The 12,151-nt window shown below is 43.3% G+C and carries 14 protein-coding genes and 1 pseudogene; 9 read left to right on the top strand and 6 right to left on the bottom strand.

Going from position 1 to position 12,151, the window contains the following annotated elements; all coding sequences use genetic code 11:
• Positions 1–48: 48 nt before the first annotated feature.
• On the top strand, positions 49–2,985 hold the full coding sequence (locus tag V7K31_RS26530; RefSeq protein WP_335098346.1) for a response regulator: 2,937 nt from the start codon (positions 49–51) through the stop codon (positions 2,983–2,985).
• 238 nt (positions 2,986–3,223) lie between these two features.
• Positions 3,224–3,613 carry a response regulator transcription factor gene (locus V7K31_RS26525; RefSeq protein ID WP_335098344.1) on the top strand — a complete coding sequence of 130 codons (390 nt, stop codon included), beginning with the start codon at positions 3,224–3,226 and terminating at the stop codon, positions 3,611–3,613.
• Between the two features lie 62 nt (positions 3,614–3,675).
• Here V7K31_RS26525 and V7K31_RS26520 read toward each other — a convergent pair whose 3' ends face one another.
• Complete coding sequence (locus V7K31_RS26520; RefSeq protein WP_292765965.1) at positions 3,676–4,281, bottom strand: flavin reductase family protein; 606 nt, start codon at positions 4,279–4,281, stop codon at positions 3,676–3,678.
• Between the two features lie 964 nt (positions 4,282–5,245).
• Between V7K31_RS26520 and V7K31_RS26515 the strand changes: the two genes are divergently transcribed.
• A complete protein-coding gene (locus tag V7K31_RS26515; protein WP_335098341.1) occupies positions 5,246–6,340 on the top strand; it encodes a phosphotransacetylase family protein in 1,095 nt (364 codons plus the stop codon).
• Positions 6,341–6,381: 41 nt separating this feature from the next.
• On the opposite strand, the gene V7K31_RS26510 is transcribed toward V7K31_RS26515, so the two are convergent.
• Complete coding sequence (locus tag V7K31_RS26510) at positions 6,382–6,900, bottom strand: DUF4188 domain-containing protein (RefSeq protein WP_335098339.1); 519 nt, start codon at positions 6,898–6,900, stop codon at positions 6,382–6,384.
• Between the two features lie 99 nt (positions 6,901–6,999).
• Between V7K31_RS26510 and V7K31_RS26505 the strand changes: the two genes are divergently transcribed.
• From V7K31_RS26505 to V7K31_RS26490, 4 genes are all read left to right on the top strand, one after another.
• Positions 7,000–7,536, top strand: coding sequence for a PadR family transcriptional regulator (locus V7K31_RS26505; RefSeq protein ID WP_335098337.1), 537 nt, complete (start codon positions 7,000–7,002; stop codon positions 7,534–7,536).
• 81 nt (positions 7,537–7,617) lie between these two features.
• A complete protein-coding gene (locus tag V7K31_RS26500) occupies positions 7,618–8,121 on the top strand; it encodes a DNA recombination-mediator protein A (RefSeq protein ID WP_334829356.1) in 504 nt (167 codons plus the stop codon).
• 94 nt (positions 8,122–8,215) lie between these two features.
• Positions 8,216–8,614, top strand: coding sequence for an MAPEG family protein (locus tag V7K31_RS26495; RefSeq protein ID WP_335098334.1), 399 nt, complete (start codon positions 8,216–8,218; stop codon positions 8,612–8,614).
• Between the two features lie 104 nt (positions 8,615–8,718).
• Entirely contained in the window at positions 8,719–9,210 is a 492-nt protein-coding gene (locus V7K31_RS26490) for a YajQ family cyclic di-GMP-binding protein (RefSeq protein WP_292802280.1), read from the top strand.
• 194 nt (positions 9,211–9,404) lie between these two features.
• Here V7K31_RS26490 and V7K31_RS26485 read toward each other — a convergent pair whose 3' ends face one another.
• Together V7K31_RS26485 and V7K31_RS26480 are read right to left on the bottom strand one after the other, a co-directional pair.
• Positions 9,405–9,962, bottom strand: coding sequence for a glutathione S-transferase family protein (locus tag V7K31_RS26485; RefSeq protein ID WP_335098332.1), 558 nt, complete (start codon positions 9,960–9,962; stop codon positions 9,405–9,407).
• 6 nt (positions 9,963–9,968) lie between these two features.
• On the bottom strand, positions 9,969–10,433 hold the full coding sequence (locus tag V7K31_RS26480; RefSeq protein ID WP_335098330.1) for a hypothetical protein: 465 nt from the start codon (positions 10,431–10,433) through the stop codon (positions 9,969–9,971).
• 159 nt (positions 10,434–10,592) lie between these two features.
• On the opposite strand from V7K31_RS26480, the gene V7K31_RS26475 reads away from it, so the two are divergent.
• Positions 10,593–10,823, top strand: a complete 231-nt coding sequence (locus V7K31_RS26475) for a zinc ribbon domain-containing protein (RefSeq protein ID WP_335098327.1) — start codon at positions 10,593–10,595, stop codon at positions 10,821–10,823.
• 68 nt (positions 10,824–10,891) lie between these two features.
• On the opposite strand, the gene V7K31_RS26470 is transcribed toward V7K31_RS26475, so the two are convergent.
• Positions 10,892–11,110, bottom strand: a complete 219-nt coding sequence (locus tag V7K31_RS26470; RefSeq protein WP_335098325.1) for a hypothetical protein — start codon at positions 11,108–11,110, stop codon at positions 10,892–10,894.
• A gap of 26 nt (positions 11,111–11,136) precedes the next feature.
• Between V7K31_RS26470 and V7K31_RS26465 the strand changes: the two genes are divergently transcribed.
• On the top strand, positions 11,137–11,862 hold the full coding sequence (locus V7K31_RS26465) for a tetratricopeptide repeat protein (RefSeq protein ID WP_335098323.1): 726 nt from the start codon (positions 11,137–11,139) through the stop codon (positions 11,860–11,862).
• Between the two features lie 92 nt (positions 11,863–11,954).
• Here V7K31_RS26465 and V7K31_RS26460 read toward each other — a convergent pair.
• Positions 11,955–12,151, bottom strand: a pseudogene (locus V7K31_RS26460) (RNA-guided endonuclease TnpB family protein); the annotation flags it as partial.

Here is a 12,151-nt window from a genome sequence, read left to right as displayed (position 1 = left end):
ATACAAGTATTTTTGTAAACAAACTTAATTTAAGAGTTATCAAGAAGAATGCTAAAAAACTCTGAATTCTTGAAAATCGCTGACCAAGGAATGCTCAAACAATTCCTGATCACTTTCTTACCACTGTCCGTCCTGGTTGGGGGCGTGCTGATGATCATTCACCAGGCAGAGAGTAAAGCTGAACGGGGCGCAATTTCCATCAACGAAACCCGTAACGTTGATATGCAAACCAAAATAGCTGCTAGAGACTTTAATTTAATTAAGTCAGACTTGATGTTTCTGACTACCCAAAACGAGCTACAGTTCATGCTCAACCAACCTGTGGATGCAACTAAAACACTGGAGTTGAGGCAGACGATCGCTAAAGAGTATTTTTCCATGTCTGAGCAAAAGCAACTTTATGACCAAATTCGCTTTCTTGACACAACTGGCAAAGAAATTGTCAGAGTCAACTTGAATCAAGGTCAGCCCAGCATTGTCCCTGACGAAAAACTGCAAGTCCAAGCAAAGCGTTACTGGTTTAAGGACACCTTACCCCTGAAATCAGGCGAGGTCTTTGTTTCGCCCCTGGATCTAAATATTGAGCGGGGCAAGATTGAACAACCGCTCAAACCAATGATCCGTTTTGGTACCCCCGTATTTGATTCTCAGGGGCAAAAACGCGGCATCGTTGTGCTGAACTATCTAGGTGAGAAATTTATCCAGAATCTGCAAAAAGAAAACTCGACAACTTTAGGCGAAATGCTGCTACTAAATGCTGATGGTTACTGGCTTAAAGGACTAAAGCCAGAGAATGAGTGGGGCTTTATGTACGAAGACCGCAAAGATCAGACCTTTGCAAAAGCCTTTCCTAATGTCTGGCAGCAAATAGGCACAACAGAGTCGGGACAGTTTCAAACGGCTGATGGGTTATTCACCTTCAAAACCCTATATCCGCTACTGGAAGTTCAAAAAGCTCAATCCAGCACGGGGGCGACCAGCGCCTTCGATTCCAGTCAAGGGAAGGTGGATGCCAAGTCTTACCATTGGAAAATTGTCACTCTTGTTCCCTCTGCGATCTTAAATGCGCGATCGCAAACTTCTTTTCATCGACTCCTATTTTTCGACATTATTTTGACTGGGTTGATTGGGGTGGGTTCCTGGCTGTTGGCCTTATCCCACTTACGACGGCAACAGGCAGACACAGAACTGCAAGCAACATTTGCTGACCTGACTGCGATTATTGACAATCTAGCAGATGGGTTATTGGTAACTAACACCATCGGCCAAATTACCCGCTTTAACCCGGCGCTGCTAAAAATGTTCCAGCTTGGCGACATTAACATCAAAGGAAAAGACTGCGGAGAAATTTCTCAAGCTAAAATCGCCGATTTGGTAAAGCAGACCCACAAACAGTCCAGAGAGATATTCACTGCTGAGATTAATTTAGCAGCAGACCGGGTTGGTCAAGCTCTAGCAACCACCATTTTCAAAGAAGCCTCTAAGAGTGAGGCGGCGAGGTGGCTAGGTTCGGTAATTCTGATTCGGGATGTGACCGCAGAAAAGGAAATTGACCAAATGAAGACCGACTTCATCTCCACAGTTTCCCACGAGCTGCGGACGCCACTAACTTCTGTTCTCGGTTTTGCATCGATCATTAAAGAAAAGCTGGAAACCGATGTCTTCCCAATGCTTTCTACCGAAAACCCTAAGCTTCAGAAAACGATTAAGCGGGTGGGTGACAATCTCAACATTATTGTGTCGGAAGCAGAACGGCTGACGTCTTTAATTAATGATGTCTTAGATATTGCCAAGATGGAAGCAGGTAAGGTAGAATGGCAGATGCAGCCTATTGATCCCAGCGAATTACTCGATTGGGCAACCAATTCCACCGCCGGGTTATTTGAAACCAATGGCTTGCAGTTAGTCAGTGAGATTGAACCTGGACTGCCTCAGATAGTAGGCGATCGCAATCGTCTACTGCAAGTTTTGATCAATCTGATTTCCAATGCCGTTAAATTCACTGAATCCGGTTGTGTCACCTGCCGGGTTAAACAAGAGAACGAAGGTGTTTGCATCAGCGTCATCGACACAGGCGTTGGCATTACACCTGAAGACCAGCCAAAAGTGTTTGAGAAATTCCGCCAAGTTGGCGACACCCTCACGGACAAACCCAAAGGCACAGGGCTAGGACTGCCCATCTGTAAACAAATCATCGATCATCACGGTGGTAGAATCTGGGTGGAGAGTGAACCAGGTAAGGGTAGCACATTCTCGTTCATCATTCCTACTGCTGTCAGCGATCGCAAAACCACTGCTAATCTGAATCTGGATGCGCTAGTCAAACAACTCAAAGAACACATCACCACCACAAACCCTGTGCTGAATCAAAACAGCAAAACCATTCTGGTAGTGGATGATGAAGCTAACATTAGGGAATTGCTTCGTCAACAACTGGAAACCGAAGGCTATAATGTTCGGGAAGCTAAAGACGGCGTGGATGCGATTCATCAAATCAAAATAGCCCGTCCCGACCTGATTCTCTTGGATGTAATGATGCCCCAAATCAACGGCTTTGATGTGGCAGCCGTCCTCAAAAATGATCCCTACACCGCAGACATTCCGATCATTATTCTGTCAATTATTGAAAACAAAGAACGGGGCTACCACATTGGCATTGATCGCTATCTTACCAAGCCCATTGACCCAGGAAAACTCCTCAACGAAATTGGCTCGTTGCTTTCCCAAGGTACTTCCAGTAAAAAGGTATTGGTTGTGGATAAAAATGCCTCAACCTTAAAAACCCTATCGGATGTACTAGAAACTCAGGGATACAGCGTGATTCAAGCCTCCGATCCGCAAGAAGGTATCAATAAAGCTCGATCAGCCAAACCTGACATGATCATCATCGATTCTATTTTCTCTCAAGAAGCCGACATGGTGAAAGCCCTACGCTTTGAGAAAGACTTGGAGAATGTATTCTTCATCATCCTGTCCGATCGCTAATCGAATTTTAGATTTTAACTTTTGGATAATGAAATTGAAGATTCAAAATCCCAAATTTAAAAAGGTCTGAACGCGAGAGCGTCTCCTTGGCGCACAGCCTCTGGTAGAGAAGAGTTGCCCCCGAATTTAAACGCGAGAATAAATCTAAAATCCAAACATCGTAAATTAAATGACAGAGAGCTAATGACTTGATTGCTATGAGTCAATCTAAAATCTAAAATCTAAAATCCAAAATTGTATGACCCAGAAAATTCTGATTGTTGACGATGAACCCAATATCTTGATTTTGATGGAGCAAGCCCTAGAAGCATTAGAAGATGAGGGCGTTGAACTCCTAACTGCCAGAAATGGAGAAGAAGCTCTCGAAACTATTAAAGCTGAAAAACCAAACCTGGTTTTTCTCGATGTGATGATGCCTAAAATGAATGGTTTACAAGTCTGCCACATTGTTAAACATGACTTGCAAATGACTGATGTCTACATTGTGATATTGACAGCTAAGGGACAGGAATTTGATAAACAAAAAGGAATTGAGGTTGGTGCAGACTTGTATCTAACTAAACCATTTCGCCCCAAAGAAGTACTTGAAAAATCAAAGCAGGTGTTGGGCTTTTCAGGAAAGTGTTAAATGCTTTTCATTGGCGATCGCACTCTTTTGTCGCTTTCCTAACCCCAAGTCTCCATTACTTTTTAAGTGGGGCGAGTAATTTCATACAAATCCTGGGTGCGGGTATACCAGTTACCCGACAAGCGACCGATCGCGTGCAATTTTGCGACATCAATTGTGTTTTGTGGTGTCAGTAAATCGTCCCGAATATGCCACAGCACCGCCTCAGCAATAATTAATCCCGATTGGCTACCTTCATTCCCTATATAAACGACTTGCTTCAGCACACACTCAATATTAATCGGTGATTCCGCAACTCGTGGCGGACGCACTCGTTTTGAGGGGGCAGGAGTTAGTCCCGCTACTTGAAATTCGTCCACATCTGGCGGAAAATCGCCACTAGTGGCGTTCATCTGTTCCCCCAATTCTTCAACAACTATGTTGACCACCAGTTCACCCGACTGCTCTACATTAAATAAAGTATCTTTTTTAACACCACGTTTCAGACCTGTGGAGATGGCTAGAGTCGGTGGATTAGCTGTCACGCCCATAAAAAAACTGAAAGGTGCGACATTGGGCGTACCATCGCTGGCGATCGTTGACACCCAAGCGATCGGTCGGGGAACCACTGAACCGACAAGTAATTGATAGGTATTTCGTGGGTCGTTCTGGGAGGGATCGATAATCATTGAGATTTTCCTCACTAAACACTACAGTTTTTCAAAACTCGATCTTGCTTGCCGAAGAGAAGCTTTCCGCCTGAGCTATGCGTAATTTTCATTACTGCTCTTGCTTTTTCTAGCTATCTGTGAGATGTTCCTACTCAGTTACAATACTATGGTTTATTGACCAGAGTACAGTAGTATTAATCGGTTGATTAATTAACCCAAATGCTCACGCACTGAGTCCCAATCAAATGTTAAAAGCCCCTAGTACAAGGGTAAAGCTTTAAGGTTTTTAATTCCTATCCTACGTTCAGAAACGGTTAAGGGGAAAAGGAAAAACCTTTCAGCCTTACCCTTTCCCCAAACCAAATTTAAATTTGAAAATGCTTAACCGAGAAGTATTGAGGTTGGAGCGATCATCTACTGCGATCGCAGCTTTTTTTGTCAGCTATTTAGTTGACTGACACCAGGTCTTCCCTGCAATCAATACAACTCTAAAATTTCTAATTCTGGTGAGAGTGGAAAGCCAAATTTTTCATGATTCAGAGGATGTCTGAGAAGTATCAGATATTTGCTGATCCCCCCTAACCCACGCCAGTCGCTCATGGGGGAAACCCCCAAGACGGCGCTGGCTCCCCTTAAAAAAGGGGGAATAAGAGTCTCAAAGTCCCCCAATTGATCGGGGGATTTAGGGGGATCTCTAAGCATTCGCTGTATAGAAAAAACTTTTCAGACATCCTCTCAGGCTCCATAGCAACGAAGCTGTTAGTTTGGTATTTGTTGGTAATGACAAGGCTTGAAGAGTAGGCGTACAGGTTATCAGAGCCGATACCAGGAAAAAAACCTCTCCCTTGCCCCCTGCTTGTTCAATCAGAAGGTAATTCTGGGAAACCTTAATTTGTGAGAGCGAGAGGCTTTTGCCAGAAGGAACTAGAATTAGGAAACACCTAGCTGGGTTCTTCTGACTTTTGAAATTAGGAGTGCATGTGTGCCAAAATCCCCTAAATATTTGCTGATTGGATCAACCGAGACTTACAGCGGTAAATCTGCAACTGTTCTGGGTTTGTCTGATCAGCTACAGCAAAAAGGACTGGATATTACCTACGGTAAACCACTCGGTACGTGTTTTAATTCGTCTAGTGGAACCGTAATTGAGGAAGATGTCCAGTTCATCGCTCTTAGCCTCAATTTGCCGGAAAACCGCGTTGCACCTACAATGCTGGCTTTGGATGAACCAAATGTGCAAAAGCGCTTGCGGGGGGAAGACAAAACCGATTATCAGCAGTCCCTAATACAGCAATATTTACATAAGTCTCAAGGAGATTTGGTGTTATTGGAGGGGCCTGGTAATTTATCCGAAGGCAATTTGTTTGACTTGTCTTTGCTGCAAATGGCTGAAGTATTGGATGCTGGTGTGCTGTTAGTAGCCCGCTATAAATCGTTGCTTTCGGTTGAGGCGCTATTGGCTGCAAAACAGCGTGTGGGCGATCGCTTGATCGGAGTTGTGATCAATGATATCCCTGTCACCCAACTAGAAGCCGTTGACACTCTCTTGCGCCCATTTTTGGAACAGCAGGGGATTCCGGTGCTAGCAATGCTGCCAAATAGCGATTTGCTCCGCAGCGTCAGTGTTGGCGAACTAGTCAAGCAGTTAAAGGCTGATGTTCTCTGTCGCAACGATCGCATGGATTTGTTGGTGGAAAGTCTAGCAATTGGAGCGATGAATGTCAACTCAGCTGTGAAATATTTCCGCAAACGCCGGAATATGGCAGTGGTGACAGGAGGCGATCGGGTGGAAATTCAGCAAGCGGCTTTGGAAACTTCTACCCAGTGTTTAATTCTCACCGGGCAACTACCCCCGCCGCCGTTCATTCTCAGTCGCGCTGAAGAACTAGAAATCCCCATTTTATCTGTTGACTTAGACACCCTCACCACTGTAGAAATTGTTAACCGCACTTTCGGACAAGTCCGCCTCCACGAGCCGATTAAGGTTCAGTGCATTCGCCAGTTGATGTCTGAGCATTTTGACATTGAACGCCTATTATCTAAACTGGGTTTAACTGCCGCAGCCGCATTGTCTTAGATTCATCAACCTAAACAATTAAGAGCATCTATACTCAGTTATCAGTTAGGAGACTGTATTTCTGATGAGGGTACAGCTGGTTCGCCGTCACCTCCCAGGCGACGGCGTGCTGTCTCTTTCCGCCCCATAGCTGGGACGTGATTAGTTGCAGCAGCTAATCCAAAGACAGGCATATTTGCATAAACCGCCTCATACTTTCCCGGTTCGATTAAATAAGTTTCGTGCCAAATGCCGACACTGCCATCAGCACCAATGGCTTGATTAAACCTTTGCCAAGCTTTTAGATGTGCATCAGCTGGATTTCTGGCAAAATGCTCCAATTCTTCAAACGCTCGCCAATACTGAATCAGTCCCACTCCTCGCCAGTAAACAAAAGTTTCTCCCCCTAAAAACCCTTTTTCAGGATTCTGATAAAGGCTTTGTAGCATGGGCGACATCGCCGTTGCAGTCGGAATCCATTTGGAGAAAGCGAAAAATTTATTTATTCGCATCCCAATCAAAAACACAACAAAGGGTTCATTAATCTCGGCTGTAAATCTTCCTGGTATTACTTGAGGCATCTATTACTACTCAATGTTGTTTCAGTTTATTATGCAACTAGTTGCATATAAATATCTTTATGCAATTAGTTGCATATGTCAAGTAGTGAATTAAAATTTATGGCATTAGCGCACGCAATATTAGCTGCTCTGGTTGACGCGCCTTGTAGTGGGTATGATTTAGCAAAACGATTCGATGGCTCTGTAGGCTTTTTCTGGTCAGCAAGTCACCAGCAGATTTATCGAGAGTTGTCCAAGCTAGAAGATCAAGGATGGATCAGTCCCGAGTCGATTGTCCAAGTAGGACGCCCAGATAAAAAGCTCTATACGGTTACAGACTTGGGAGAACAGCAGCTAAAAGAGTGGATTGCTCAACCTTGTGAACCAACACCGATTAAAGATGATTTGCTTGTTAAAATTTTTGCTGGCCATATTGCTTCTAACCAGACGATCTTGGCAGAGCTTGAGCGTCACCAAAAAGCTCACTTAAAAAAATTAACTACATACAAGGATTTAGAACAAGAATACTTTCAGAATTCGCAAGAACTCCCAAAATCAGCAAAATTTCAGTATTTGACTCTCCTGAATGGCATTACTTATGAAACAGATTGGCTGGCTTGGTGTGATCAAGTAATCCAAACAATCAAAAAATTGTAGCAATGTCTAACTCAGGTTTGCCTCACACCTACACGCTGTTTGGTAAAATATGTGGGTCGTTTAATTGGATTATCTCCATCTTTGACCCAATCAACAGACCTTATTAACCTCGATACATTAGCGCAAGAACTGGCGACAATACAGCAAACGGGTTCTAAAAGAATTGCCTTGCTGGGTTCTCGTCACGTCCCGATTACGCATCAGAATCTTATTGAAATGATGACATATGCCCTAGTTTTATCGGGTAATCGAATCATTACTTCTGGTGCTATAGGTACAAATTCAGCTGCCATCCGGGGAGCAACGCGGGCTGATCCGAATTTGTTAACGGTGATTCTACCCCAAAGCCTGGAACGCCAGCCCTTGGAATCGCGCCAGCAACTAGAACAGGTAATGCATTTAGTGGAAAATACCAATAATGATAATCTGTCCCTTGCTGAAGCTAGTTACCTGTGCAACAAAGAAATTGTCTCTCGTTGCCAGCAACTGATTTGCTTTGCGTTTCACGACAGTGGGACTTTGTTACAAACTTGTCAAGATGCGGAAGAACAAAGAAAAGTGGTGACTCTCTTCTACTTTGATTAGTCATTTGTCATTTGTCATTTGTCCTTTGTATTTGACTGATGACTGATGACTGATGACTGATGACTGATGACTAATAACCAATGACTAATAAGTAATGATAATTTTTTTGTACTCGATCGCTGCTGCTGCCGTTCTTATTTATGTGCCATTTTTGCTGGTAGCTTATGCCCGTGCGCGTATTGGGTATGAAATGTTTTCTACTCCTCGCGCTATGTTTGATAAATTGCCACCTTATGCCCAACGAGCTACTTGGGCACATCAGAACACCTTTGAAGCGTTTATGGTGTTTGCCGCAGCCGCATTGATGGCATATGTGACTGGTGTAAATTCTTCTACAGCACAAGTAGCTGCGATCGCCTTTGTGGTGGCTCGTTTGCTATACTCAATTTTTTATATTTTGAATATATCCCCTTTGCGCTCCCTGATGTTTGGCATTGGCACTGTTAGCTCTGCTATTCTCATGTTCTTGAGCATTATCCAAGCAACTACTTAATTGGGGAGTGGGGAGTGGGGAGTGGGGACTAATACCCAATCCCCAATCTAAAATCGTTCGACTGAGCGCAGCCGAAGTCCAAAATCTAAAATCCAAAATGTTTTATGGCTTCTACTTTTTCCTTTGACATTGTGAGCGACTTTGACCGACAAGAGTTGGTTAACGCTGTCGATCAAGTTATACGAGACATCAAAGGTCGTTATGACCTCAAAGACACTCAAACTACTGTCGAGTTAGTCGAAGAAAGCATTAACGTGAGTACTGATAGCGAGTTTACCTTAGATTCTATACACGACATCCTGCGGGAAAAAGCCGCCAAGCGTAACCTCTCTCAGAAAATCTTTGATTTAGGCAAAGTTGAATCAGCTAGTGGTAATCGCGTGCGTCAAGAAATCAAACTCAAAAAAGGCATCAGTCAAGAAATCGCCAAACAAATTTCCAAATTGATTCGCGACGAATTCAAAAAGGTACAAGCTTCAATCCAAGGGGATGCTGTGCGGGTTTCTGCCAAATCTAAAGATGACTTACAAGTTGTCATGCAGCGACTGAAACAAGAAGACTACCCAGTGGCTTTGCAATTTACAAACTATCGTTAGAGGTTGTTTGAAAAGGGTCGTTTGACCTAACACTTAGCACAGCAAAGCATCTCAGTATAGGGCTAGAACCTTGATTTATCGTTGAAGTTAAGCCCATCAGAAGGGCTAAATTATACCTTCCCGGACTTTTCAAACAGCCTCTTAACAGATTGGTAATTCGTAGTTAAGAATTCAATTACGAATTACGAATTACTTTAAGCCCCTCCGCCAATACTTTTTTGAAATGCCGGACGCTCAGATAACTGCTTCATATAGTTCAACACGGCTGGGTAAGAACTAAGGTCTAGCTTCAGGATCATCGGAATGTAATTCAAAACAGACCCCACAGCCACATCAGCAACAGTGAACTCATTACCCAGTAAAAAAGGTTGCCTACTGAAAATTTCATTTAACGGAGTTAACAAACGGGGCATTTCGCGCTCCCGATTCTCCTCTCCAAAAATCCCTGGAGCGAGGGTAGCATTGGCAAACAACACCCATTGGGAAAATACACCACGTTCCTCTGGTGAAAGTGTGCTTTTACTATACTTATCGGCAAGATATAGCAAAATTGCTCCAGATTCCCAAAGTATAAAATCCCCATCAACAATGGCTGGAACTTTACCAAATGGGTTAATTGCTAAATATGCAGGCTGGAGGTGTTCACCCGCCTGCATATCGAGCTTGACAAATTCGTAAGGAACTTTTATTTCCTCTAAATACCAATGAACAATTGACGCTCGACTCCGAGCGCCGCCGTAAAGTTTGAGCATAATTACTTAAAGAACTTTGTGAGTGTGAGAATGCTGTTTAACGTTGTCTTCTTTAGTGACAATTCTAGCGGCATTTAATACCCGCTTGCGCTCAATGGAATATTTAAAATCGGTGTAATTTGTACCTAAGGGAATCAGGGATTTTGCAGATTGACGACGCTTGTAGGTACGAGCTGCTGCAAATGTCCGTGGCACAAATTCCTCTCCAAACTGAGCCGACTCAGGGAAGCCATCTGGCAGCAGTTGGGAATCGCCATCCAGTAAAGCTCCCAAAGTTGTTGCATAAGCCAGCTTATAGGAGGTAGGAATGCCCTTTAAAAGCGCTTCCAAAGCCGCAGAGGGAATCGGTTCTATAACTTCGATTTGATAAACTTCTCCATCTTCTTTGACGAAGCAGGTTGCCAAGCCGATAACAATGTAATCATCGGTTGCTAAATCAGGGGCATTGGGATAGGAAATTGCAGTTGTCATCGGAAAATTTCTCAAAAGTTAAAAATTAAATCTAGCGATTGAGGCATTGGGCATTGGACATGAGTTATTCTCCTTGTCCCCCTTGTCCTTTTTCTCATCTGGCTTGTTGGCATTCTACCGGAAAACTGGGGTCAGGGCTTTTGTCAATTCTTCAGTATTTTGGATCAGATTTGTTTTAAGCGTGGTATCTATTTTCAAAAAGTAGATAGTCGTAAAACAAGCCAAAGCTGCCCAAACTGCCTCATGGTGACAGTTAAAAAAGATTTGTCAGAGCGTATTCATAATTGTTCAAATTGCGGCTACACAACTGATAGGGATATCGCAGCCGCTCAAGTAGTTCTCCAAAGGGGACTTGCAGCCGTGGGGCACACCGTCAAGATGCAAGAGTAAGGGTAAATTCGTTGGAATGCCCATGAATCAAGAATCCTCACGCTTTTAGGCCCAGGAGTGTCAATTGACTAATCTTTGAGATTGACTCTGCTATTTCTGGAATTCACCTTGGCGATGAAGTATTCATGATTAGGTTTGAGGATCAATTGTTTATTTAGGGCGTAGATTTCTACTGGTGCGACTAGGTTAAGTTCTCTCTTAAGATGGCTTTCATGTAACCCTAAATACCTTAAGAATAGAGGCAGTGGTAAAACCACTAGCGATACAAAACCAGCATTCGATTTCACAAAGCAGGTATTTCAGGCAGGGAAAGATGAATATTCACTCATTTTTAGCTGACGATGACCAGCAAAATAAGCAATACAAATATGTAATAAATAATACAAATAAAGCCCAAGAGCATCGGAAAAACGATCGCAGCGAATCGACTTTAGGAGATAGCTACTTACGCTCTTTTGCTTTGAGGTTGGCTAAACAAGGAAATTATACTGAAGCGATCGCACTTTTAACCCAACTAATTTCTCGCCATCCCCACAATGCTGTTAATTACAACAATCGAGGGCTGATTTATTTCCAAAGTGGTGAAATCCAAAAAGCGTTTTGTGACTATAATACCGCCCTCAAACTTAATCCCAATTTGGCTAGTGCTTATAATAACCGAGCAAATTACTACGCTGCTTGTGGAGAATTAGCAGCAGCACTTGCCGACTACGATCAAGCGATTGATTTTAATCCTTCCCATGTCCGGGCGTGGATTAATCGAGGCATTACCTGGCGTGACTTGGGGCAATATGAGGAGGCAATTGAGAATTTTGAAATAGCACTGCTTTTCGGTCAACTAGAAGGTCATATCTGGGCTGAACACGGCAGGACTTACCATCTTTGGGGTGACTGGAATTATGCGATCGCTGATTATCGTCGCGCCCTCACTCTACTGCCCTCTCTCGACAACAGTAAGGATATTACTGGTTATCGCTTGCGTTTACAACTCGAAAATTGGCTAAACGAGCTGCTACCTGATCAGCGTCCTAGTTGGTAGATTTTTCATTTTGAATTGGAGCGACGCTGTATCAATATTATTTATTAGGAATAATATAAATTAACAGTTAGTAACTTTATGGACAAATATCCTTAAGCCACTTTTGCTGGTGTTACCCGGAATGGATAAACTGCAATACCCTCTATCCCTGAACTAAATGTCGCTGGGATTACCTTTCTTATAATGTTTAGACTGGCATTAACATCTGCATGAATAACTCCGCCATCACTGGATTTGTACCAAGCCCTTTTTATCCGCTTCCCACTAAATATGTGCTTTTGACCTTTTT

This window comes from Nostoc sp. (assembly GCF_036917675.1).
In the GTDB taxonomy this organism is placed as follows: domain Bacteria; phylum Cyanobacteriota; class Cyanobacteriia; order Cyanobacteriales; family Nostocaceae; genus Nostoc.
The sequence above is the reverse complement of the archived record's forward strand: the minus strand, read 5'-3'. Positions and strand labels throughout refer to the sequence as shown.